Below are 24,445 nucleotides of genomic sequence, written 5' to 3'. Positions count from 1 at the left end.
TAATGACTAATGACAATTTATGATATGTCTATTTTTTCATTTTTCTTTTTCTTAAAAGGAACTCGAACCAAGTTATAAGCACCCTTGGTCGATAAACTCTTGTAATCATCTGGCTGTAAGTCCATTTGCAAAAACTTTTTCTGTTCAGCCAACAGCAGCAGTGAGGGAGGTTGTAGTCCCTTGGCAGCCTGGTTTTGAATATGCTCTATCGCCTCTTGGGGAAATCTTAAGTAATTTACGTGAATGTGGCTGTAAAATACTACACTAGGCTTTTTGAAGCCAAGCATGATTAATTCTTCATTTGGTTGTTTTGCTTCTAGGATGATCGCAGACAATTCCCTTAAGGGTAATTGACGTTCTCGATCAATAAAGAATGAAGCAGGCGTTAAGACAAAAATTATAAACGCCACAAACCCGATTAAATTAATACTGATAATGTAGTTCCAGCGGCGACTCAGTAATAAACCTGCAACTAAAACAGCACAAACTAGCCAAATTATACCCGCTATTACTGGTAAACCAGATTGTTGAATTAGTTCGTGGAAGTTACTTATCGCTGGATCAGTACCTAATATATGGGTTATATTAAGCAGTGCTGTTGCCAAAAATGACAAGAACACTACATTCACCCAACCACTCCAGACGAGTGAGGACGGGATAGGAGGAGTGGGAGAAGAAGAAACAGAAATTGTTTGCTGTGTCTTTGAATCTGGGAAAAGGTCGCTCCACAAAAGGGCTACCAGGATTGCGGCGGCTGGCATTAAAGGCAATACATAGCTAGGGAGTTTGGTAACAGCAATGCTAAAAAAGCCAAAGACACTAGCAAACCAGAACCAGGCAAATAAACCAAATTGCTGAAAACGTTCAAGGGATCGCCAATGCGATCGCTGCCAAAACTTTAATTTGACTATAGAGGCTGGTAAATACACTGAGTAGGGCGCAAAACCCAGTAGCACCACTAAAAAGTAAAAATACCAAGGTGCTGAGTGACCATTAACTACTTCTGTAAAGCGTTCCAGGTTGTGATAACCAAAAAAGGCATTAATATAATTCCAGCCATTGCGCCAAATTACTAAAGCATACCAAGGCACTGACAAAACTAGAATTATCAGTATACCTACGAAGAGGCGCATTTCCCGCAACACCTCTCGCACCTTTCCCACGTAAAGCAAAAAGGCGGCAATAATTAACCCTGGTAAGACAATTCCCACTGGCCCTTTAGTCAAAATTGCGCCAGCAATCAGCACATAAAAAGCTAAGTACCACTTATTCGGGAATAGGGCATGAGGCATGGGGGATTGGGCATTGGTTATTAATTCTGCTCCCCTGCCCCTCTGCTCCCCTGCTCCCTCTGCTCCCTGCTCCCTACTCCCTTCCTTCCCTGCGTACCCTAGAAAAAAACATAATAAGCCTGATGCCATACATCCGGTAAGTAGCATATCAGAGACACCCGTTCTCGCCCAAATAATGGTTTCAGGATTGAGTGCCATAAGGGCTGCTGCTATAAAAGATATTAAGTAGCGGCGAGTAGGACGTGAAACTTGCTCTAATTCGTCTTGTTTAGCCAGATACCACTGGATGGTGTAAAAACCGAAACAAACCAAACCGAAGGCTGCGATCGCGGAAGGAAGGCGTACTGCCCACTCATTCACCCCAATCACGTAATATGCGATCGCCTGACACCAGTAAATTAAAGCAGGTTTATCGAAACGAGTCTCACCATCGAAAAATGGGGTTATCCAATCACCTGTGACTAACATCTGGCGGGAAGCTTCGGCAAACAGCGGTTCTGTCTCATCAATCAAGCCAATGTTGCCCAAATTCCACCCAAAAGCTACCCAGCAAATCAATATCAACCACAAAATTGATACAGTTACACTCAGGGCTGGATTTTTTGCTATTTTGTTGAACCACTGATCAACAGTGCGCTTAACACTCAATTTCATTCTCATTTAGTCAATAGTCAACAATCACTAATCAATAGTCGTTGGTTATCTATCTTTTGTTCTTCGGAGTTGTCAATTCAACAATTTTCCTCTACTCATTACTCAACACTTTACCAACTGTAGGGTAGGCATGTAAAAATAAACGTTTGAGCGAAGGGTAAACAATGCTCACCCTACAAAAATTGCTTCCGTACTTAATACTCAGCACTATTTATTGAGTCAGCACTAGTTGCCATTCTCTGTTTTGGGAATTCCACTTAGGTAATTGAGTTTCGCCGACAACATAGGGGCCCCAGTAACGACGGGAACCATCTTGTGCAAAAGCAACTAAAATATCTCCCTTCTCCAGCTTTAAATTATTCTGAGGTAAGGATAGAATCATTCCCTTATCACTACCTTCTTGAGGAGCAAAATCCCAATGTGCCGGTACATCATAGTTAGTCTTTTTAGTACCAGAGCCTTTTGCTACCGACTGTCGTGCCAGTAGAGCCAGCCGCACAGGCTGATTTGTTTGATTGCTCATTCGCAAAGTCCCTTGATTGTTGGCTTTGCTTGCTGATTTATCACGATCTGCCAAGACAGGATAAGTATTCTCTTTACTGCTATGTTCTACTTGATTGGTTGGGGTAGCTGCTGGAGTAGATAGACTAGCGGAAATACCTTTTTCAGGTAAAACAGGTGTAGATGAACTTGTTTCCCACTGGGTAGTTTCAGTTGGTACTTGTGAAGATGTATCTGGGTTTGTGGACTCAAAGGATACGCTCACTCCAAAGCATCCCACCAAAGCAACAAGCAGTCCCAAGCAAGAAGCTGTAACACCGACGTTACGATACACTGAAGATTTCATATTGATAGTTATTAGAAATAAATATTTTGTCTAGGCTTGACCAAATAGTAGCCTATTATCCCAAAAGGCAATCGTACAAATTAGCCTAATATAGGCTTTCCTAAAATTAGGGACACGAATGTATTATAAATATCATTTTGATGAGAAAATATTTGGAGGAAATAATTTCTTTGATGTTTGTTCAGGAAGGGATACAGACACCCATTGCTTCGGATTTTAACCGTAGGCTTGGATAAAAACAAGAAAATTTGATACCGAGCCAACCAGTTCATTTGTATAAAAAAATAAAAGTTTTCTGAAACCGCTAGCGGCCTCAACAAGGCGTCCTTTGCCAAACCTCAGATAAATCTAAGTGGTATATTTTATCTTCTGCTATGAAAAGCCATCTTTTAAGAGGATGTTTGGAAAGTGTCTGGTGATATGGCAAGTGATTGCAGATCATCCTAAATTAACGCCAGTTCCTTCTCCTGTTGGGAGACGATAGGCGGAGCTTGCTTCCCCATAGGCATACAAGCCAGGAAACCGCTTAAAGTACTAAATCCCTGAAAAAGGAGAAATTGAATGATTTTCCCCCTTCTTAAGGCTTACTTGTGGGGATCAAACTAAATATTTATACTTTTCAAACATCCTCTAAGAAACTGTACTTCTCTGAAGATGATAAGATGGGCAAATTTGAATAAACACTGGAAGCCAGTAGATATTTATAATATTAACAAACAAGTTGATGCTAAAACCAATATCCTCCTTAAGATATATGTATTTCAAGATATCTTGACTTTTCCACAGAAGTCCCTTTGATGCAAAATACTCGTCTCAATAACTTGTTCGATGCCATTGCTACACGTTTAGGGCAATGGTTTTTAAATCCTTGGCGGCGGCTATCGTTGCTGATAATTAGTTTTTTGTTCGGTTTTTTTCTAGGAAACGCAGTTTCCACGACGGCTGGACAACAGGCACAATTAGACATTGTGGTAGCTGGTTTTTTAGTCCTGTTGACGGAAATTACTAGCAGGATATTTTATAGTCGCAGCTTTTTGTCAAGGCGATCGCTTTTGATAGACTCACTCAATCTCCTAAAAGTTGGTTTCACCTACAGCCTGTTTCTCGAAGCCTTTAAGCTGGGATCGTAGGGAGATGGGGAATTTATGAATTTGTGGCTGGATGAAATTTTGGCAACGGATGCGGTGGGGGAAACTTGGCAGCAGCAAGCTAGAGTTGCTGCGCTGGCAGATAAGTTAAGGGCAAAAGCTTTTGGGATCACACCAGAAAATGTTGATGAAGTGATAGAAAGGCGATCGCATTTACTAAAATCTGTCTTCCCAGCTTTTAGTCAATTCTGCCAAACTACCATCCAAATCGAACCCAAGGAAATGTTACAAGTTTTGTGGGACTTGTGGCTGCCTTTGGGGATCAAATTAGCATCGCAGCGCCAACAGTTGGAACGCCCTCTGATTCAAGGAATATTGGGAGGACAAGGCACTGGTAAAACCACAATGTCTAAGGTTCTCAGCTTGATTCTCGATCAGTTGGGATACCAGACTGTGAGTTTGTCTTTGGATGACTTATATAAAACTTACAGCGATCGCTTACTCCTAACACAGCAAGATCCCCGCTTGATTTGGCGCGGGCCACCAGGAACCCACGATATCGATTTAGGCTTAAATGTACTAGATCAAATCCGTCAGTTCCAAAGTCCAGTGATGCTTCCCCGCTTTGATAAATCTGCTTATGGAGGTGCTGGCGATCGCACTACCCCAGAAACCGTCACAAACATAGATATTGTACTATTTGAAGGTTGGTTTGTGGGTGTGCGACCAATCGACCCAGATTTATTTGATACCGCACCACCGCCAATTGTCACAGATGAAGATAGAGCATTTGCCCGCGATCTGAATCTTCGCCTCCACGGTTACCTACCACTGTGGGAGCGATTGGACAGCTTAATTGTGCTGTATCCCACCGATTACCGCTGTTCTTTGGAGTGGCGTAAACAGGCAGAACAGCAAATGATTGCTGCGGGAAAGTCGGGGATGAGCAATTCAGAGATAGAGCAATTTGTCAATTATTTTTGGCGATCGCTTCACCCGCAATTATTCATCAAACCGTTGGTAAAAGATGCAACAGCGGTTGATTTAGTGATTGAGATTCATACGGATCATAGCTTTGGTGAAGTGTATTGCGATCGGGCTTAGGGCGTTAGTTTTCAAGCAAATCTATTGGGACAACAGACAGCCAATCGCATACTCAAAGAAAAAATTGAGAGCCGGCAACAAAAACCACGGATCTTACTGTTTTTTTAGAATGTTTAAAAAGTCAACAAAAAGGTAGAGTTTTAGAGGATGTTTGAAAAGTCAATTTGACAGCCAAATATTGACAAAGTGACCATCCAAAAATGGAATTACGTTATATTTTTGACTATAGTTAAAAACAGGTAAACATTAACACTTATCATATTCAATAACGATTTTAACCGACAAAAATGAAACGTTCAAATCGCCTTGCTTGGATGGGAGCGATCGCACTCGCTGCGATCGTTTTACTTAGTTTGTTCGCGGCTCCCAATAATACTAAAATTAACACTGGTTCTACTTATAACCGCGCTCCTGATGGCTATGGTGCTTGGTATGCTTTTATGCAACAGCAGGGAACTTCTATCAAGCGCTGGCAAAAGCCTTTGAGTGATATTCAGCCAGAAAACAGCCCAGTTACCTTGCTACAAGTAGGGGGCTATCCAAGGGAGACGATACTGGATAGTCAAGAGCGGGAATGGGTAGAGAAAGGGAATACTTTGGTAATTTTGGGTGCGAAGGCGCGGGTTACAGAAGCGGAGTTTAGCACTATGCAGAAATCTCCTCAAGGTGATATTAAAATTGATACACGTAGACGATATAAAAAAGCTAACTCCCAGCAAGTTGATTTAGGCGATCGCTTTGGTGCTGTTGTCTGGAAAGAAAATTACAAACAAGGAAAGGTGATTTTTTCTACCACTCCTTATTTAGCTGCCAACGCTTACCAAGATAATTTAAGTAATTTCCAGTATCTAGCCAGTTTAATAACTGAAAAAAGTAACACAGTCTTTGTCGATGAATACATTCATGGCTATAAAGATGCCGATGTCAGAAAGAAAGAAAATGAAGGAGATTTATCTAGTTTTTTTGCTAAAACTCCTTTACTTCCAATATTGGTGCAGGTAGGTATTCTGCTATTAGTGCTAGTTTGGGCGCAGAATCGCCGCTTTGGGAAGCCAGTAGCTTTAGATACACCAGTTGTAGATAATAGCTCGGCATACATCCAAGCTTTAGCCGGAGTCTTGCAGAAAGCTGATACCAGCGACTTTGTTGTAGAGATGGTGGGTAAACAAGAACAACTACAACTCCAAAAAGCCTTGGGATTAGGGCAAGTACTTTTAGAACGTGAAGCCTTGATCAATTTTTGGATAGAAAAAACAGGCGCAAGTGCAGCAGAACTAGATGCAGTTTTAAAGCTACAATCTCGCAAACAACCCATCAGTGAACGAGACCTGTTAAGCTGGTTGGGGAAATGGCGAAGCATTAGGGAAATTAAAAATTAAAAATTAATTTTTGGGAACTGTACATAACATTTCTGCGCCTGGGTACTTCTGCATAAATGATTTATAAACAAAAATATGAGCGAAACCCATCCTATCTTAATTCGCCTTGGTCAAGGTCTTAATCAAGTAATTGTCGGACAATCTAACCTAATACAGCAACTCTTAGTAGCACTGCTAGCGGGTGGACATGTAATTTTGGAAGGAGTACCGGGAACTGGTAAAACCCTGCTAGTAAAAGTGTTGGCGCAGTTAATCCAAGGGGAGTTTCGCCGGATTCAACTAACACCAGATGTTTTACCTTCAGATATTACTGGGACAAATATTTTTGACTTGAATAGTCGCAATTTTACTTTGAAAAAAGGGCCAATATTTACCGAAGTGCTGCTAGCAGACGAAATCAACCGTACTCCTCCCAAAACACAAGCAGCGCTATTAGAAGCGATGGAAGAGATGCAGGTAACTCTGGATGGTGAAAGTTTGCTCTTACCAGATTTATTTTGGGTGATTGCAACCCAAAATCCCTTGGAATTTGAAGGGACTTATCCCTTACCAGAGGCGCAGTTAGACAGATTTTTATTTAAGCTGGTGGTAGATTATCCCGATCAAGCTGCTGAAAAGCAAATGTTGCTCAATCGTCAGGCGGGTTTTGCAGCACGGCGTTTGGATATTAGCCGTTTGAAACCAATTGCAACAGTAGCCGATATTTTGCAAGCCCGACAAGCAGTCAAAGAAGTTAAAGTATCAGAAGCGATCGTTGATTATTTGTTGGCGTTGGTGAGAACATCGCGTCAATATCCTGATTTAACTTTGGGCGCATCGCCTCGCGCCGCCGGTGCTTGGTTGCAGACATCTCAAGCCCTAGCGTGGTTAGCTGGAAGGGATTTTGTAACGCCAGATGATGTTAAAGCAGTTGCATCGCCGTTGCTACGTCATCGCCTGATCTTGAAACCAGAAGCGATGCTGGATGGTTTACAAATGGATGCGGTAATTGCGTCGGTAATTAATCAAGTACCAGTTCCAAGGTAAAAAAATTATTTGTAAAGCTATAGAAGTATTTGGGTAAAACGAGCAGGTATGGTGCTACGTTGGTTGGTAATGTTACAAATATGACACCAAAAAGCGCATAAGTTATGCTTTACGGCGTGATATCATGTCCGCCTAATTAGTTATAATTCCCGCATCTGTGCAAAAACCAGGAAACCCTCTTTCCCCCTGCCCCCTGCCCCCTGCTCCCCTGCCATCTTAATGATAAGTCTTGAACCGGACACGATATGAGTGTTCGGTATCAGCCCCAGCCCAAAGCTTCACTAATTTGCGCTGCTAATTTCAAAGGACGGAAAGGCTTGGCAAAGACAGCAGCTACATCTAAGCCAGTAAAGCTCTCTTGATCTGACTCTTGGACTTTGGCAGTTAGTAAAATTACTGGAATTGATTTAGTGACGGGGTTAGCCTTCAGTTGTTGCAGGGTGGCACGCCCATCCATATCAGGCATCATCATATCTAGTAAAATGACATCAAGTTTAGAGTTGGCAGCTATATTCAACGCTTCCCGACCAGAACAAGCAGTCAACACGTTCCAACCAGCACCCATTTCTAATCCCAATTTTGCGATCGCTTGCACATCTTCTTCATCATCAACAATCAAGATATTTCTGCTCATTGTGTCACTCTCGCATGATATGTGATGCTGATTAGCTTGATTCGTCTTCAGCTATTCTAGAATGCAATCGGGGAGAAGTGGGGGAGAATGAACTAGTTAAAAACTACTATTGAGAAGCTGGTAAAGGTAACAGGACATAAAAGGTGCTACCTTTGCCTAAAATACTCTGAACCCAGATTTTCCCATCATGTTGCTGTATAATGTCTCGGCAAATAGCAAGTCCTAAACCTGTTCCTCCTTTGTTGCGGGAGTCAGATGCATCCACCTGTTGAAAGCGCTCGAAAATTATTTGTAATTTATCTTCAGGAATTCCTCGCCCTTCATCTTGGATAGTAATCAGAAGGTGGTTGGATGATGAAGGCTGATTTTCTTCAGACTCAACGCCTTTGGATTCTGAGAGAATGGCACTTATCCACACGCTATCACCTGGTTCAGAAAACTTAATCGCGTTGCTCAGTAAATTAGTCAGGGTTTGCAGGAGGCGATCGGAATCTGCCCAAAGTTCAACTGACACAGGATTTATAATCAGTCCGACTTGTAATTTATCTGCCATTGCTTGCATCGCTTCTGTTGCCGTAATTAGCAAGTCTGCGGCGTTACACTTGGCCTTGCGCGTGAAGATTTTGCCCGATTTCATCCGCTCTAAATCGAGAATATCGTTCACCAAACGAATTAGGCGTTCAGTATTAGTGGTGGCAATGCTCAGGACTTTTTGTCCCTGTTGATTTAGAGTTCCTAGTTGTCCTGAACCCAATAAATCTAATGCTCCCATTGTGGAAGTTAAAGGTGTACGCAATTCATGACTGACTAAAGAGATAAATTCGTTTTCTAAGCGTTTGCGTTCGGTGATGTCATTGGCAATTAATAAAGCACACGGCACTCCAGCTAAGTCAAGCAATTCCAGAGATATCAGTATGGTTTTGAATTCTCCAGACTTAGTTGAAAATTCAAATTCTAGATTGTAAAGTGATCCAGTTTCCGGCAAAAGTTGAATTGTTTGGGCGATCGCAACTGTGTTTTTACCCAAATTAAGTTCAGCAGCAGTATCACCAATTACTTCTTCTAGACAATAGCCGCTCATCTTCAAGAAACTGGGATTAACATCTATAAAACGAGCTTCCGAAACTGTAGCGATCGCGATCGGATTGGGACTAGAACGAAAAACTTTAGCAAACTTCTCTTCTGCTTTGGTGCGCTCGTGAATTTCCTGCTGCAACCGCTCATTTTGAGCTTGCAGTTGTTGTTGCAGCTTCCAAATCGTCAAGTGATTTTCAATTCGTGCTAAAACCTCTTCGAGTTGAAAAGGCTTAGTGATATAGTCCACGCCACCAACTGCAAAGGCTTTCACCTTATCCAGCACATCACCCAAAGCGCTGATAAAAATTACCGGAATTTCGCGGGTGCGATCGTTTGCTTTCAGGTGTTGACAGACTTCATAGCCATTCATTTCAGGCATATTCACATCCAGCAAAATCAAGTCGGGGGGAACTGCATTTGCTCCTCGTAACCCCGTAGAACCTTTAGTTACACTGCGAACTTTATATCCCTGTTCTGTCAGCATGGCAGATAGGAGGTTCAGATTTTCTGGCGTGTCATCAATCACCAAGATGTCTGCTTTGGGAAAGTTGAGTGACTCTTTAGGCATAGCAATATCAACTTTAGCCAGAATAGGCTACTAATTCTTTCTAGAAATTTTAACCTTAGTTCAATGTCTTAATAATCAGTTACAAAAAAATATCAATCACCCATTTATCTCCCCTAGTTCTCCCCGATTAATTTCTAATCTTAAAAACATCAAATCAAGTTTGTAGAACACACTTCCCAAATTACATAACAAGGAGTAACTTATATGCAAAGTTCAACCATGCGTAAACCAACTATTATTGCACCAGGAGAAGGTAATAAATTCTCAGTTCTTGGTTCACAGTTCACAACAAAAGTAACCGGAGAAGAGACAAATCAAGCTTGGACAATTTATGAAATTACAGATACAACAGAAAATGGGCCGCCACTGCACACTCACCCTTGGGAAGAGGCATTTTATATTCTAGAAGGTGAACTAGATATCCAAGTTGGGACAGAAACAATTTTGGCATCAGCAGGCTTTTTCGTTAACATTCCTCACAATGCGCCACATGCCTTCAAAATTCGTTCTGCTACTGCTAAATTTCTGGTTTTAATTTCACCGAAAGGCGCGAAAAACTTTTATGAAGAAATGGGTCAAGTAGCAGATACTTCATCGCTAAATCTGGAAAAAGTGCAGCCTGTTTTTAACAAATATGGATTGCAGTTTATTGCATGAAGTTTTCGTTTTGACGCAGCGGACAACTGTGCGCCCCGACTGGGAACAGCTATATATAAACACGCAGACTTCACGTTGTAAATCTCTTTCTACAGAAATCATATGTACTCAATGACACACAAGCAACTTTATTCCATGCCAAAAGCTGCACGCCTTTTCGCTTCTAGTGCCCTGAGTTTGGGCCTAACTGCTAGCCTTGTTTTTTACCCAAACGCGAGTCAGGCGGGTAAAAACGACACTGGGGTGCCTGCTGAACTCCAGGGTGAGTGGCGGTATGGTCGAATCTCGTCCATCCAATACCAAGACAGCTACACAGGACAGCCAGCAGCCCCGAACGGTTCTAGCGATCAATTCCAACTCGCATCTAACGGAGACTACAAGCGAAATCGGCTACTTCAAATCACCACCTACAACTGTGCGTCTAACCTGTTCATAGAGGAAAAAGGCAAAGTCAAAATTGAGGCTCAACGCCTTACTTTTCAACCCAGTGACAGCATATCTAAAGGGCAAATCTGCAATAGTGGGCGCAGCTACTCCAGCCGCAATACAGCAAAGCCTGAGACTTACCAGTGGTCGATTGAGACGAATGAATATGGGCAGCAAGTTCTAGTACTTGAGACTGCTGATGGTCAAGGTCGATCTCATTACGGGCGACCTCAATAAGGTTATAAGCATTTAAGTTGCATAGAACCTAATACGCTTGGTTTACTGATTAGCATTTTTTCTCTCTCCTACCTCCCCTAGTTCTCCCCGATTGTTTTCTAATCTATAAAATATCGAACTGAGGTTATTCCATGATTCACCATATTTCAATTGCTGTTAGAAATCCCAGCCATGTTGCCCAAGTTCTTGGAGAAATTTTAAAAGCGCAAGCTGTTCCCTTTCCTCCTAACCCAGGCAGTTATATGGTTATACCTTTTGATGAATACGGTACAGCCATTGAACTTTATCCTTTGGGTTCTCAAATAGAACCTGGTGAAGGTGATGAAGAATGCGTATTTGTGCATACTGCTATTACTTCCAGGTATACAGATATTCATGCAGCTATCTCTGTACCCATTAGTCAGAAAGAAATTGAACAAATCGGTATTCGTGAAGGTTGGCGTGTAGTGCGCTGTAACCGCGATTCTTTCTTTGATGTGATTGAGTTCTGGGTGGAAAACAGATTAATGATTGAATTGCTAACACCAGAAATGGCATCTCAATATTTGAAATTTGCCACCCAGCAAGAAAATCTGAAATATTTTTTGGCAGAACCAGCTTTAGCAACAACTTGATGAACATCTATAGCAATCCTATTGGATTTGTGAGAATTGCCAGTCGCAGATTCCCGATTTCATTGAGAAGTCGGGGATCTCGTTGATCGCAGCTTGGCACACAGTCATGCCAACTTGTACTGCACCGATGCCATTGATAAACAGTTTTCACTGATTCGTTAGTTTCGCCTTTGCTACAACTGTGCTGATAGTCAAAGAAGAAATTGCCAGCGTTAAAGTGACAAAAGTCAAGAATTTAGTTTTGCTATTCATGATTGTGCATTTTCCTCAGTTAGATCGATAATTTCATCGAAGCAGAAGCTGCGGACTAAGTTTGCCAATTTTTCTACCAAAGCAGAATGAGTTTGTGGAATTTGCTCAATTAATTGGAAAATCCTTTCAGCATCGACTTCAATGGCTGCCTGATTAAGTTCTATTATCCATTGGGCAGGCATAACGGTAATTGCAGAGCGAAGATCCAAGATGGAAGATTGAATATTGTTTAGGTTGTTGTCTGTTGCATCTTCACTGCTTTCTTCTGCACAGATATAACGCACCTGCAAATATTCAGCGATTTTTTCAAAAATCACTTGCTCTCGGAATGGCTTACGAACTAAGTCGTCGCAACCTGCGGCTAAGATACTTGCTTGTTGTTCTTCAAAAGCACTGGCAGTTAGGGCAATAATTACGGTGCGAAGATTTGTAGTTATATTTTTTTCCTTGGCTCTAATCTCTTTAGTTGCATCGTAGCCGTTCATGACAGGCATCCGCATATCCATCCAAATTAGGTGGGGTTGCCAAGTTTGCCAAATAGCGATCGCTTCTTGTCCATTAGTTGCAGCCTCGATTTCAAAACCAATGCTACCAAGAAGTTGCACAATCAGATCGCGGTTTTCTTTGCGGTCATCCACTACGAGAATCCGGTAAGCAGGTTGGTTTGCTGCCAGCTTGAGTACGCGTCCCTTATTCAATTTTGGTGCAGCTTTCAAAGCTGCGGCTAAATTCACTTGGATGTCAAAACTAAAAGTAGATCCTTGCCCACGGCTACTCGTCAAGTAAATATCACCCCCCAGCAACCGCACAAATTGACGGCTGATAGTCAATCCTAGTCCAGTTCCCTCCTTGGTTTGAATACCACTTGTTGTCTGCACAAAAGGCTGAAATAGGTTATCCATTTCTTCTGGTGCTATTCCCCGTCCAGTGTCTTGGATTTCAAAGATTAGGGATTGGGGACTGGGGATTGGGGACTGGGGATTAGGGATTGGGGACTGGGGATTAGTTATTCCTCTGGTTACCTTATCACTTTGTCCATTTATCTCCTTATTCCCAGTCCCCAGTCCCCAGTCCCTAGCCCCTAACCTCACCCGCAACGTTACTCCCCCAGTCTGAGTGAACTTGACGGCGTTACCCAAGAGGTTTATCAGAACTTGGCGGAGTTTACCTTCATCTGTCTGGATATAACGGGGGAGATTGGGAGCCATTTCAAATTTGAGAAACAATTGCTTTGCCTGTGTCCGCACTTTGAACATTTCTTGTAGTGTTTGCAACAGCAGATAAAGGTCAAAGTCTTCAGGGTTGAAAATGATTTGTCCAGCTTCAATTTTGGACATTTCTAGGACATCATTAATTAGGTTGAGTAAGTGTTCTCCACTGCGGTTAATGGTAGCTAAAGATTCACGCTGGTTTGAGTTGAGGCCAGTGTCTCGCTCCATTAATTGGGAAAAACCCAGAATCGCATTTAAAGGGGTGCGGAGTTCGTGACTCATGTTTGCCAAAAAAGCACTTTTGGCTCGGTTGGCAGTTTCAGCGGCTTCTTTGGCAATTCTCAGCGCTTCTTCTGCTTGATGTCTAGCTCGACCGATCGCAATTATTTCACCTACCAGTTTTAATAGATTAATATCTTCTTGGTTCCAGGTTTTCAAGGAGTGAATCATCGCTGTACCAACAAACCCAACCACTTTGCCAGTATGAAGCATGGGCACAGCTAGTATAGATTGAAACGACATACTTTCAAAAAGCTTTCGCTCAGGTAGATGAGGCAGTAAATCTTCCACACAAGAGATTTGTCGATGCCTACCACGGAGAATCGGCTCGTAGAAATAGGGGAAAACTTCCACAGGCGAACCTTTGGCAACTTCAATCAATGGTGCAACATCTTCGCCACACCATTCATGGATGAGGTGGAATTCACGTTTATCTTGGGAGCATTCAAAGATGCAACTGTGTTCAGCATCAATAAATTGAGCGATCGCTTGCAGTGTAAAATTAATTGCTGTTGCTAAATCTTGGTCAATAAATTGGCGAGAAATGCTGCTGAGTAAAGTTTCTGCTTGAGTTCGACGTTGCAAAGCTGACTCTGCTTGTTTGCGATCGCTAATATCACGAGCTACGCCGACAATCTGAAAATTACCTTGGGCATCTTGTGTGCGGACTGCATTAGAAGTTAGCCAAACCCAGCCCTGACTGCGATGTTTAGCGCGGTATTCAGTACCCGAAATTCCCTCACCTGTTGCCAGAATAGTTTGGGCGACTTCTAGACATTTTGGCACGTCATCAGGATGAGTAAAAAATGCCAAGGAATTACCCTCCATTTCGCTGGGAGCAAATCCGGTAGTATTCAAAATATTAGGAGAAATATAGTTGAAAACCCCATCGGCATTGATAACAAACAGCACATCATTCACCTTTTCGACAATAGTGCGAAACTTTAACTCACTTTGTTGTAGGGCTGCTTCTGCTTGTAGACGTTCTAATTCGGCACCGGCACGGCCAGCAAAAATTTTAACAATCAGTTCCCGTCCCGGATCGGGCTTCATTGGTTTGACATCTATCACTGCTAAATGTCCGATGATTTCGCCGGATGAACAGGTTAGAGGAACACCAAAAAAACTCTCGGCATTCATCCTCACTAAATCTACATCTTCCGGGAAAGTGGCTTGCACTCCTTGAGGGTAGTGACACATATTACCTCGCAAGGTATGTTCACAAGGAGTACCGTGCAAATCATATTCCAAGTTCTCGTTAATAGCCCCGCAAGACCAAAATGCCAAAGTGCGGACTCTCGTTTTTGGCTCATCATCAAACTCAGTCACTAAGGCATATTGAACTTGTAATACTTCGGCAAGGTAACGAACGCAGGAATTAAAAAATTCATTACCTGTTTTCGCTGCTGTACCCTCAACAATTAAACGTAAAGCTTGTTCTTGCTGTTTGCGATCGCTAATATCTGTAAAAACAGAATCCAAACAGGATTCTTCGGCGTTGAGACGAAGTGACAACAGTACCCAAACAACAGATCCATCCAAGCGTCGCAGTGCTATTTCAAAATTGCGAACTTCACCATCTTTTTCTAACTCTGCTAACATCTGCACGCGATCCTCTGGATTGACATATAAATCAGTTGTGAAATACTTGCCAATTAAGCCAGCAGCAGAGGTAAAACCTAATATCTCGGCACCACGTTGATTAGCATCGATAATCAATCCATCTTTTTGGCAGGTGCGAAAAATCCCCACTTGGGAATTTTCAAAGATATTACGGTATTTCATTTCACTACGACGCAAGGCTTCTTCTGCTTGCTTGCGTTCTGTGATGTCGCGTCCCACACCGGCGATCGCAATTTCACCACTGGAAGTGTTGATTGTGGAAGTGTTAAAGTTGAACCATCGCCAGCTACCATCTTTGTGTCGCAATCGCACTTCAATATCAGTCAGCTTTTCGCCAGTTATCGCCCTTTGTAAGGCAGTGGCGCTAATTGCTAAGTCTTCAGGTTTGGTAAACTCCACCACAGAATGACCTTCGATTTCCTCTAGGCTGTAGCCCATAAGTGCAGTCACATTCGGCGAGTGATAAGTAAAAATTCCTTCTGGCGAGAGGACAAATATCAGATCGTTGGCATTTTCGATGATGCTGCGGAATTTTAACTCACTTTCCTGGAGGGCTGCTTGGGCGCGTTTGCGTTCTGTGGCATCAGTGCCTACTGAAAGAATTTCGATTAAGTTTCCTTGGGCATCTAAAATGGGTTTATTAGCCCAGACTATCCAGACGCGATCGCCATTTTTACATAAGTTCTCGTTTTCGTTAAATAGATAGTTTTCTGGGTGCTGACAAATATCAACCATTAATATCTGCAAATCGCGTCCAGAAGTTTCCGTTTCTGGAACAATTGTGCCGATAACATTGCTTCCTGTGATCTCATCTAAATCGAAGCCAAAAAGCCTTTGACCATAGTCATTTAAAAATATAATGTCACCGTTACCATCCCAACGCAGAATGATACAATTAGCTGTTTGCACCAAATCGCGGTATTGTGCTTCGCTTTGGCGTAAGGCTTCCTCGGTGCGTTTGCGAGCCGTAATATCCCGCACTATTGCTAAGATGTGTCGCTTGCCATTGTAAATGCAAGTCGTTCCTTTGACTTCTACATCTATTAAAGTGCCATCTTTGCAGATATCAACTGCTTGTCCATAAAATTGCTCACCAAATCGGGTTTTATTTATAAATTCTAGAAAAACAGAATGTGAGTTTGGGTGAATATAAACAGATGGATGTAAAGTGATAAATTCTTCATAAGAGTAACCGTGCATTTGACAAGCCGCGGGATTAACTTCGGCGACTTTTTCAGTCTCTATCTCAGTAATAAATAGTCCATCATTGATTGCTTCAAAAATACTGCGGTATTGTAATTCACTTTGTCGCAGTGCTGCTTCTGCCCTTTGGCGTTGGGTGATGTCGCGGAAGCTCCACACTCTACCAATAATCTGTTCGCCGATGCGCTGAGGACAGGAGTAGCGTTCAAATACTCTGCCATCTGCCAATTCTAACCAGTCGTAACTAACTAATTCCGGCTGTGAATATAATTCTCGGACTCGTTCCAAAAAACTATTAGGGTCTTTTAGCTGGTTTGCCAGATATGCTAGTCGCTGAGGATGATCTGGTTCCGTCAAAAGTTCTGGTGGAATTGACCACATTTCTAAGAACTTTTGATTGTAACTAGTGATATTACTTGAGCTATCGACTACTAATATACCATCTTGAATCGATTCAAAGATAGCGTTTAACACAGACAAAGAATTTTCTAAAGCTATCTGGACTTGTTGGCGTTCGTGCAGTGCGGCTTGCCGTTCGCTAAGATCCCGCCCTAAAACCACCAGAGCTTTGCGTCTACCATCCTCGTGAAACAAGGGAGCTTTAATCATATCTAAACTGCTCACTGTTCCATCAGGGCGAGGAACAGCTTCTTCTACCCGATGCACACATCCCAATTGCCAAGCTTGTTCATCTGTTTTGTCGCAGTTGAGCAAAGCATCGTGATAAAAATTGCTAAATTCGGCTAGTTCTGAGTCTGTTTTGCCTTGATAATCAACGCCTTGTAGCTCTAAAAATTCTAGGTTAGCCTGGTTTGACAGCAACCATTTTCCCTCGCCGTCTTTTAAACAGATAATATCTGGTGTTGCGTTAATTAATGTCTGCAACCGCTCCTCAATCTCTTGCAAGGATTCTTGAGTGCGTTGAGTCTGTGTGATATCCCGAATCACGAGTATGGCACATTGCTCGTCAGTCAATCCGGTACAGCTACCAGAGATTTGTAGTGTTATTTGCTCATCTTGCTGCAACTGATAATTTGTTGTTTCATACTCTCCATTGAGTATTTGCACATCAGGATAGCAAGACAAAGCAACTGGTTGTCCTACTTGTGTTAGAGGTAGTAAGTCAGTTAACTTCGTACCGCAGACAGTGCTGTGAGGTTGGTTGACGAGAGACTCAAAGCGAGAATTGCACCATTGAATGAGTCGGTCTTCTCCTACCCAAACTACAGCATCAGCGATCGCACCCAGTGTTACTTCCATCTTGTTCATGGTGGCTTGCAATTGCTTTACCTGCTCTAGCTGTTGTATCCTCATCAGCGACTCCTGTTAAATAACTCGTAATGACGCTCCTGCGGACGCTTGAGTACTCGCTACCGCTTCGCTAAGTAATTAGTAATTCGTAATTATTATGAATTAAGTGCTGTACAAATTAATAATCATGTGCTAGTGATGGTACTAAGAAATCTGTATAGTGATTGTATCGTTAGTCCCTGACTGGAATATTCAACTACAGCAAAACTACATATTATCTTCAAAATTTTACAAAAATGCGTAAGCGTAGCCAGCAGTAAACATCGCTGAAATAGCAAATGTAGTCGCCGAAAGCTGCTCCTGCCTGCTTCAATAACAAAACTAAAAAAAGCCCTGCCACAAAACCAGCAAAGATTAAAATTAAACTACTAAACGGTATTATGAATTGAGCTAACGTTTGTAAACCAAGAAACCTGCGATCGCATCCAAAAGTGCTTCTGGCTCATCTGCGCGAATCAAATGACTGCTATTCTCAAAAATTCTCAAATCGGCATTAGGAATTGCCTGAGCAATTTCTTCAGAAAATTCTGGGGCACAAATCCAGTCATACCGACCTGCAATAACTAAAGTGGGGGCGGTAATTTTGTGTAACTGGTCAAGAATATTGTAGTTGCGGAGGAAACCGCCAAAAGCAACATTAATCGCATCAACTGAGAGAATATTCCGCTGCGAAGCAATGCCTGACGTGGTGGGATCATATCTTAGAGAATACATTGGCCCTAAGACTTGAAAATACTGTCTTAGCTGTTCCTCATTTTCAAAGTTTCCATCCCAAAGTCGTTGAGCGCTTGCTTTTTGTTCCTCAGTTCCCTTTGATGCGAGGATTTCCTTAGCCCGTTCTAAAAAGCCACTATGGGCTGTCGTGGCAATCACAATCAGATGAGAGACATTCTGAGGATAGCGAACTGCATAAGTTAGAGCCACCATACCACCGTAAGAACCGCCAATCACAACAATTTTGTCCAGACCAAGGTGTTGGCGCAACGCTTCCATATCTTCAACATTATTGTCTAGAGTATAGGTTTCTTTAGGGCCACGGGCAGACCTTCCTTGACCGCGATGGTCAAAATAGACTAGTTGTAGTTTTCGGCTTAAAGCCGAGAAGGTTGGTTTGAAGGAAGTATGATCTGCACCAGGCCCCCCATGAATTAGAAAGGCGACAGGTTTAGAGTAGATGTTCGCGCCATCCACCACTAATGCAGAACCTTCCACATCAAAGAAAATCTCTGTATCTCGTATTTTCGCTCGCATTTTTCGGATTGTATAAAATAATATGACTTAAATATATATCAGACTTTTCTCGTTATCTTTTGAGAGGACGCAAAGCGGCTTGTCGTCAGACATCGCTCCAGGAACCGCTATCCTAAAGTCCTATTCTTTCGTCGCTTATTATCATTAAGTCTCACAGATTGATAGCCCATTATAATAGTTTTCTTGGATGCTGCCAGTATGACCTCTAGTCACTTCCACCCCAAGTCCAGGTAGGGTTGCCATTTTTGAAACTGTTGTTTAGTACGACTAGAGGATAATTATTCGGATCGGAGCCACCAGCCAAATCTAAGATGAAGTAAACCTTACCTTTAACAAAGTGCATCCGTAAATAATTAAGGTGTTCAGAGTAGTCTTGTCCATCAATCTTAGTCATTCCAGCAGAAGCAAAGCATTTAGCATATCTCGGCTTGAGTGTCCCAACCCATGTAACGCTAAAGCTATTACTGGTTTGAACAGAGATGTTACTGGCATAGGCACTCAGGTTAATAGAGCCATCTGTTGAAAAACTGCCTTCTTGATAAGGATGGGGTTTTTCAGTGACAATCACTTTGTCTGGACAGCTTTGTTTTTGCTCGTTTTCACTATAAACTTTTAGCTCAATTTTTTGTGATTGATTTTGTGCTTGGACGCGCCAGGTGGACAACAGAGACAGTAAACCAATACTTGTGCCTATAATCAATATCATTGGTCTAAACGAAATCATACTCATACCCGAACAAATATTGAATTTGATGTAGTATTAGATTTTACTAATTAATCGGCGAGATTTAACTCAGTGTAATTATTGAGAAAGAGAAAAGGGAAATGTTGAAGAATAAAAAACTTTTCCCCACAATGCCAAAAAGTCAAGAAGTCTATTTTTTTCTAAACTAACGCGAGTTCAATGAGTGATATACTGTCCATCTAAATTAGACGTAAAAAAAGACCTCTCCCTGATTTTACTACGCAAAACTGTCCCTCTCCGAGTCGGAGAGGGACAGACTTGAACTTTAGTTCAAGGCAGGGAGAGGTTTATTGAACTCACGTTAACCCAAGCAATATCTAACGCAAGTTTTGATCGGAAATTCTCGAAAAAATTGTGTTAGATATTGCTCCGATTAAGCCTGACCAAGAAAGTCTCCTTTGCCAAGTTCTACACCACAGTGTCTGAGAATGTCATACGCTGTCGTGACATGGAAATAAAGGTTTGGTAAAACAAAATAGAACAGATATGGCATTCCTTGAAAAGATAGAGTATTGTCACGCATTTGTAGGGTAATTTCTCTCTCTTCGGAACCGTCAATTTGCTCAGATTTCAAAGTATTTAAATGAGAGATAGTTTGATGAATGCGGTCAATAAGTTGAGAGAATGTAGTTTCATTGTCCTCAAACTTTGGTGCTTCTATCCCTGCTAGTCGTGCAGCACCTCTATTTGTGATGTCAGAGGCAATTTGTACTTGTTTTGATAATGGAAACATATCTGGGGATAGACGACTATTGATCAACACAGAAGGATCTATTTTTTGGTTTCTGCATAAATAGCACCTTTTTCAAGAATGTTTGCAAGGTTATTCAGTGTGCGAATAAACACGGGGATTGAAGCTTTGTACATTGATATAGTCATTGATATTTCTCCAAAAAAAGTTCAAACGACTTTGAGCCGCCCATCTAATATTAGGGGGGATTGACTGTGATATTGTGTCAAAAAATTTGTGTATATATCTGTTTATTAGTGACTGACACCGATTCACGATTTAATGCTTCATCCCGATACGTTATTGACTCCTCTTTTTTCAGGCTTTGTGAGAAATCTGGGAGTATAGTAATTACGAATTACGCCCAGCAGCAACTTGGTATAAAGATTGTATCGTTAGTCCATCATTGGGGTATTCAACTACAGCGAAATTACATATTACCTGAAAGCGATCGCCATCGAAGGATGTGAATATTTGCTGGCGGAGGGTAGTTAAAATGTCGTTAAGGCGATGGTTGATTTCTGTTTTTGTTAACCCAGAAATTCCCACGGCAAATTCTCCATTACCCCAATAACCTAGCACTTCACCACTGTAAAATGCCGATTGGAATAAACGACTCCATCTTTGCAATATCTGGTTTCCAGCCTGATGACCGTATTTGATATTAATTTTACGAAAATCAGTCACGCTTAAGATCGCCAAGCAAACAGATTGCTGATTTTTCTCGGCTTGAGCAATCAAGTGCTGCAAGTCGCGGTTAGACTGAAACTGATTTGCTAGTCCGGTTAAAGGATCTTTGCTAGAAAGCGACTGAAGTAAACGGCTGCGTTCTAAACGATGGGTAATACGTGCCAACAATTCTGCCCCAACAACAGGTTTAACCACATAATCATCTGCCCCCACGGCAAACACTTGCTGCACAGTTTCCATGTCTCGGTGAGCAGTCAGAAACACAATCGGTAATTCTTGCCATTGGGGATCGGTACGAACTGCTCGGCAAAGTTCGATACCACTTATGTGAGGCATTTCCACATCCAAAATCAACAAATCTGGTGTAGTAGATTGCAGTACTTCCCAGAAACGTAGCGGATTTTCTAATCCTGTCATCCGCATACCCCAAGGCTCTAACATGGGGCGCAGTGCTGCTAGAATCAGTGGATCGTCATCTACTGCCAGTATATTTAACCGCAAAGAACGAGTCCGTTGTAATAGTTGAGACGAAACATCCCAAACTTGAGCAGCTGTTACAGGCTTGACTAGAAAACCCCGCGCCCCGGACTGAGCTAAAGTTACGCGTTCTACTAACTCATCAGTTGTAGCCAGCACCAGAACGGGTACGGGTGGGGTACGCGTTGCTAAGTCCGAAAGTAGTGCCAAACTTTCTTTGCGCCACTTAACATCATCAACATTTAGCACTACTAAATCTGGTGATGTGGTTTGTAGAAAGTTTTTTGCATCCTCTAAGTTGGTGATTTGCTGCCAGCATATTCCCATACACTCAACCAGTTGTTGCAACTGAGAACCTAGTTGCAGATTAGGGTCAATTAATATCAATCGGGTACTAATTTCTGGTGCGATCGCACCAGAAGTTTGGTAATCTACCTTTTGCCCTATCTGGTTAATTAACTTACCCAAATCTTCAATCAGCGTCAGCAATTGCCGCTTTTCACTTGTTGACAAATCGCCATCTTTCCCTAAAATCTGTTCAATTTGCCGCGCTATCTGAGTGCCATTGTCTTGCTCAAACATACCCAAAACACCAGCTAGTTTGTGCGCCTCTCGTTCTGCCGATTGGCGTAACTCCTTAGTCAGTGTTTTACTAGATAGGGCTGCCGCTAATTCTTGCAGTACCATCAACCGCTGCACCATTAACCCTTCATATTGTTTCCACAAGCCACTCATTACTTGCTGAAACTGCTCCTCAACATCAGGACTAGGGATAAATTTTTCTTTCCCCCCCTGCTCCCCCTGCCTCCCCTGCTCCCTGCTCCCTGCTCCCCCTCCTCTTCCCGGTTTCAGCCGATATCCCAAACCATAAACGTTTTCAATCCAGTCTACTGCTCCGGCTGCTTTTAACTTTTGTCGTAAGTATTTGATGTGCGATTTTACAGTCTCCTCTTGGGGTGGATCGTCAAAAGTCCACAAATGCTCAATGATATCCCCCCGACTAAAAACACGCGATGGATTCCGTAGAAATAGCTCCAGCAAACTGTATTCTTTAGCTGTTAATTCCAGCAGTTTGTTGTTATATGTTACTTCGCAACTACTGGGGTCTAGTCGCAGTGCGCCTACTTCCAGTATTGGGGTACAGGGGCGATCGCCTCGACGGATTAGCGCCCGTATCCGTGCTTGGAGTTCTTCCAAGTCTAAAGGTTTGATCAGATAATCGTCTGCGCCTGCATCAAGTCCCTGAATCCGCTCTCTACTACCATCTTTCGCCGTCATCAGCAGAATGGGAGTGAAACAACCACCAGAACGCAATCGCTGACACAATGTAATCCCGTCCAGTTTCGGTAGTCCTACATCTATTAGGAGCAGGTCGTAGTCCGTACTTTGCGTGTATTCCCAACCCATTTGTCCGTCTTGTACTACATCAACAACATAGTGTTGTTTAGTCAGAGACTTCAACAAGACACTTGCTAAAACCTCTTCATCTTCGATTAGCAAGATTCTCATTACACCCGTCCAAAATATAACTTGCTATTTCACCCAAAAAAATAGTACAGTAGTTGGTTATTTTTCTACAATAAAAAAATATAAGAAGTTAGCAAGTCTTCTTATTTCGGTTACATTGAATTCACCTTATACCTAACTCTTAACTTCTCGCTCTAAAAAATGGTTCCTTCCAGACGAGTTTATTTATTGTTGGTTTTAGGTATAGCGATCGCCCCGATCCTATCCTTATTTCTTACTATTAGAGCAACCATCGCCATCACTGTGCTATTTGATGCCATCGTTCTCGGACTGATGGTTGTAGATGGTTTACAGGTGCGGCGTTCTCGTGTGCAAATTACCCGCGAATTACCGTCAAGATTATCCATTGGGCGGGATAATCCTGTGGTACTAAAAGTAACATCGCAAAATATCAACGCCCAAATTGAAATCCGCGACTATTACCCAACAGGGTTTGGCGTGTCTGCACCTGCACTGAGCGCCATTGTTCCTAGTAACAGCACCGAAGAATTGAAGTATACCGTCCACCCAACACAGCGGGGAGAGTTTCCCTGGGGAAATATTCAAGTCCGACAGTTGGGGCTTTGGGGATTAGCTTGGGATGATTGGCAAATTTCTCAAAGTCTGCCAGTAAAAGTTTATCCTGATTTAGTGGGATTGCGATCGCTCACAATTCGTCTGACAGTGCAATCATCGGGATCGATCCGCCAATCTCGCAAAACTGGTATTGGTACAGAGTTTGCCGAACTGCGAAACTATCGCACTGGTGACGATTTGCGATTTATTGATTGGAAAGCTACCGCCCGTCGGGTTGGCGCTTATGGTAATGCAACGCCACTGGTGAGAGTTCTGGAACCAGAACAGGAACAAACATTACTGATATTACTCGATCGCGGACGGTTGATGACGGCAAAAGTACAGAGTTTGCAGCGATTTGACTGGGGTTTGAATGCAACTTTATCCTTAGCTTTGGCAGGTTTACATCGAGGCGATCGCGTTGGTGTTGGTATATTTGACCGCCAGATGCATACGTGGATTCCCCCAGAACGCGGTCAACATCATTTGAATCAGCTAATTGATCGCCTAACTCCCATTCAACCAGTGTTATTTGAATCTGATTATTTGGGGGCGGTGACGAATGTTTTGCAGCGACAAACTCGCAGGGCGCTTGTAGTAGTGATTACCGATTTAGTTGATGTCACTGCCTCTACAGAACTCCTAGCCGCACTCTCCAAACTAGCACCCCGCTATCTCCCATTTTGCGTAACTTTGCGAGATCCGCAAGTTGATCGTCTCGCAAACACCTTTACAGATGATGTTACAGGTGCTTATGGACGTGCAGTGGCACTAGATTTATTAATGCAACGACAAGTGGCATTTGCCCAACTGAAACAAAAAGGCGTATTGGTACTAGATTCACCAGCAAATCAAATTGCCGATCAGTTAGTTGAGCGATATCTGCAACTCAAAGCGCGAAATCAACTTTAGGGACTTCCAGAAAATAACCTATTCCATTAATAATAATGATAATCATTTTAAAGGGAGATGCACGGTTCTTAAGGAA

Annotated in this window: 16 protein-coding genes and 1 pseudogene; 8 read left to right on the top strand and 9 right to left on the bottom strand. The window is 42.4% G+C overall.

Going from position 1 to position 24,445, the window contains the following annotated elements; translation table 11 throughout:
- Positions 1–17: 17 nt before the first annotated feature.
- Both HWQ44_RS33060 and HWQ44_RS33055 read right to left on the bottom strand, forming a co-directional pair.
- Positions 18–1,952, bottom strand: a complete 1,935-nt coding sequence (locus HWQ44_RS33060) for a glycosyltransferase family 39 protein (protein WP_292726651.1) — start codon at positions 1,950–1,952, stop codon at positions 18–20.
- 205 nt (positions 1,953–2,157) lie between these two features.
- Positions 2,158–2,793, bottom strand: a complete 636-nt coding sequence (locus tag HWQ44_RS33055; protein ID WP_292726649.1) for a hypothetical protein — start codon at positions 2,791–2,793, stop codon at positions 2,158–2,160.
- A gap of 797 nt (positions 2,794–3,590) precedes the next feature.
- Here HWQ44_RS33055 and HWQ44_RS33050 point away from each other — a divergent pair.
- The 4 genes from HWQ44_RS33050 to HWQ44_RS33035 all read left to right on the top strand — a co-directional run bounded on the left by HWQ44_RS33050 (position 3,591) and on the right by HWQ44_RS33035 (position 7,390).
- Entirely contained in the window at positions 3,591–3,923 is a 333-nt protein-coding gene (locus HWQ44_RS33050; protein ID WP_292726648.1) for a DUF565 domain-containing protein, read from the top strand.
- A 15-nt stretch (positions 3,924–3,938) separates the two neighbouring features.
- A complete protein-coding gene (locus HWQ44_RS33045; RefSeq protein WP_292726646.1) occupies positions 3,939–4,985 on the top strand; it encodes a glycerate kinase in 1,047 nt (348 codons plus the stop codon).
- A gap of 287 nt (positions 4,986–5,272) precedes the next feature.
- On the top strand, positions 5,273–6,364 hold the full coding sequence (locus tag HWQ44_RS33040) for a DUF4350 domain-containing protein (protein ID WP_292726644.1): 1,092 nt from the start codon (positions 5,273–5,275) through the stop codon (positions 6,362–6,364).
- A 75-nt stretch (positions 6,365–6,439) separates the two neighbouring features.
- Positions 6,440–7,390 (top strand): MoxR family ATPase, encoded by a 951-nt coding sequence (locus tag HWQ44_RS33035; RefSeq protein WP_292726641.1) that lies wholly within the window; start codon positions 6,440–6,442, stop codon positions 7,388–7,390.
- A gap of 259 nt (positions 7,391–7,649) precedes the next feature.
- Here HWQ44_RS33035 and HWQ44_RS33030 read toward each other — a convergent pair whose 3' ends face one another.
- Both HWQ44_RS33030 and HWQ44_RS33025 read right to left on the bottom strand, forming a co-directional pair.
- The gene (locus tag HWQ44_RS33030) at positions 7,650–8,024 is read right to left on the bottom strand and encodes a response regulator (RefSeq protein WP_292726640.1); all 375 of its coding nucleotides are present in this window, start codon (positions 8,022–8,024) and stop codon (positions 7,650–7,652) included.
- Between the two features lie 106 nt (positions 8,025–8,130).
- Positions 8,131–9,669: an ATP-binding protein gene (locus tag HWQ44_RS33025; RefSeq protein ID WP_292726639.1), complete on the bottom strand. Its 1,539-nt coding sequence runs from the start codon at positions 9,667–9,669 to the stop codon at positions 8,131–8,133.
- 204 nt (positions 9,670–9,873) lie between these two features.
- Between HWQ44_RS33025 and HWQ44_RS33020 the strand changes: the two genes are divergently transcribed.
- From HWQ44_RS33020 to HWQ44_RS33010, 3 genes are all read left to right on the top strand, one after another.
- The gene (locus HWQ44_RS33020; protein ID WP_292726637.1) at positions 9,874–10,326 is read left to right on the top strand and encodes a cupin domain-containing protein; all 453 of its coding nucleotides are present in this window, start codon (positions 9,874–9,876) and stop codon (positions 10,324–10,326) included.
- Between the two features lie 111 nt (positions 10,327–10,437).
- On the top strand, positions 10,438–10,989 hold the full coding sequence (locus HWQ44_RS33015; RefSeq protein WP_292726636.1) for a hypothetical protein: 552 nt from the start codon (positions 10,438–10,440) through the stop codon (positions 10,987–10,989).
- Between the two features lie 131 nt (positions 10,990–11,120).
- Complete coding sequence (locus HWQ44_RS33010) at positions 11,121–11,603, top strand: hypothetical protein (protein WP_292726634.1); 483 nt, start codon at positions 11,121–11,123, stop codon at positions 11,601–11,603.
- Positions 11,604–11,851: 248 nt separating this feature from the next.
- Here HWQ44_RS33010 and HWQ44_RS33005 read toward each other — a convergent pair whose 3' ends face one another.
- The 5 genes and pseudogenes from HWQ44_RS33005 to HWQ44_RS32985 all read right to left on the bottom strand — a co-directional run bounded on the left by HWQ44_RS33005 (position 11,852) and on the right by HWQ44_RS32985 (position 22,884).
- Positions 11,852–17,485, bottom strand: coding sequence for a PAS domain S-box protein (locus tag HWQ44_RS33005; RefSeq protein WP_292726632.1), 5,634 nt, complete (start codon positions 17,483–17,485; stop codon positions 11,852–11,854).
- 387 nt (positions 17,486–17,872) lie between these two features.
- Positions 17,873–18,733: an alpha/beta fold hydrolase gene (locus tag HWQ44_RS33000; RefSeq protein ID WP_292726630.1), complete on the bottom strand. Its 861-nt coding sequence runs from the start codon at positions 18,731–18,733 to the stop codon at positions 17,873–17,875.
- 205 nt (positions 18,734–18,938) lie between these two features.
- Entirely contained in the window at positions 18,939–19,439 is a 501-nt protein-coding gene (locus HWQ44_RS32995) for a hypothetical protein (protein ID WP_292726628.1), read from the bottom strand.
- 412 nt (positions 19,440–19,851) lie between these two features.
- Positions 19,852–20,345, bottom strand: a pseudogene (locus HWQ44_RS32990) (DUF1993 domain-containing protein).
- A 214-nt stretch (positions 20,346–20,559) separates the two neighbouring features.
- Positions 20,560–22,884, bottom strand: a complete 2,325-nt coding sequence (locus HWQ44_RS32985) for a response regulator (protein WP_292726626.1) — start codon at positions 22,882–22,884, stop codon at positions 20,560–20,562.
- A 159-nt stretch (positions 22,885–23,043) separates the two neighbouring features.
- Between HWQ44_RS32985 and HWQ44_RS32980 the strand changes: the two genes are divergently transcribed.
- A complete protein-coding gene (locus tag HWQ44_RS32980; protein WP_292726624.1) occupies positions 23,044–24,369 on the top strand; it encodes a DUF58 domain-containing protein in 1,326 nt (441 codons plus the stop codon).
- The last annotated feature ends 76 nt before the right edge of the window (positions 24,370–24,445 follow it).

It is taken from the genome of Nostoc sp. JL34, from assembly GCF_017114945.1.
In the GTDB taxonomy this organism is placed as follows: domain Bacteria; phylum Cyanobacteriota; class Cyanobacteriia; order Cyanobacteriales; family Nostocaceae; genus Nostoc.
Note: the sequence above shows the minus strand (reverse complement) of the source record. Positions and strands in the feature narration are given on the sequence as shown.

Excerpts from the sequence above, each read along its gene's own strand:
- HWQ44_RS33060 (WP_292726651.1), bottom strand. The coding sequence starts at position 1,952 with ATGAGAATGAAATTGAGTGTTAAGCGCACTGTTGATCAGTGGTTCAAC.
- HWQ44_RS33055 (WP_292726649.1), bottom strand. The coding sequence starts at position 2,793 with ATGAAATCTTCAGTGTATCGTAACGTCGGTGTTACAGCTTCTTGCTTG.
- HWQ44_RS33050 (WP_292726648.1), top strand. The coding sequence starts at position 3,591 with ATGCAAAATACTCGTCTCAATAACTTGTTCGATGCCATTGCTACACGT.
- HWQ44_RS33045 (WP_292726646.1), top strand. The coding sequence starts at position 3,939 with ATGAATTTGTGGCTGGATGAAATTTTGGCAACGGATGCGGTGGGGGAA.
- HWQ44_RS33040 (WP_292726644.1), top strand. The coding sequence starts at position 5,273 with ATGAAACGTTCAAATCGCCTTGCTTGGATGGGAGCGATCGCACTCGCT.
- HWQ44_RS33035 (WP_292726641.1), top strand. The coding sequence starts at position 6,440 with ATGAGCGAAACCCATCCTATCTTAATTCGCCTTGGTCAAGGTCTTAAT.
- HWQ44_RS33030 (WP_292726640.1), bottom strand. The coding sequence starts at position 8,024 with ATGAGCAGAAATATCTTGATTGTTGATGATGAAGAAGATGTGCAAGCG.
- HWQ44_RS33025 (WP_292726639.1), bottom strand. The coding sequence starts at position 9,669 with ATGCCTAAAGAGTCACTCAACTTTCCCAAAGCAGACATCTTGGTGATT.
- HWQ44_RS33020 (WP_292726637.1), top strand. The coding sequence starts at position 9,874 with ATGCAAAGTTCAACCATGCGTAAACCAACTATTATTGCACCAGGAGAA.
- HWQ44_RS33015 (WP_292726636.1), top strand. The coding sequence starts at position 10,438 with ATGACACACAAGCAACTTTATTCCATGCCAAAAGCTGCACGCCTTTTC.
- HWQ44_RS33010 (WP_292726634.1), top strand. The coding sequence starts at position 11,121 with ATGATTCACCATATTTCAATTGCTGTTAGAAATCCCAGCCATGTTGCC.
- HWQ44_RS33005 (WP_292726632.1), bottom strand. The coding sequence starts at position 17,485 with ATGAGGATACAACAGCTAGAGCAGGTAAAGCAATTGCAAGCCACCATG.
- HWQ44_RS33000 (WP_292726630.1), bottom strand. The coding sequence starts at position 18,733 with ATGCGAGCGAAAATACGAGATACAGAGATTTTCTTTGATGTGGAAGGT.
- HWQ44_RS32995 (WP_292726628.1), bottom strand. The coding sequence starts at position 19,439 with ATGATATTGATTATAGGCACAAGTATTGGTTTACTGTCTCTGTTGTCC.
- HWQ44_RS32985 (WP_292726626.1), bottom strand. The coding sequence starts at position 22,884 with ATGAGAATCTTGCTAATCGAAGATGAAGAGGTTTTAGCAAGTGTCTTG.
- HWQ44_RS32980 (WP_292726624.1), top strand. The coding sequence starts at position 23,044 with ATGGTTCCTTCCAGACGAGTTTATTTATTGTTGGTTTTAGGTATAGCG.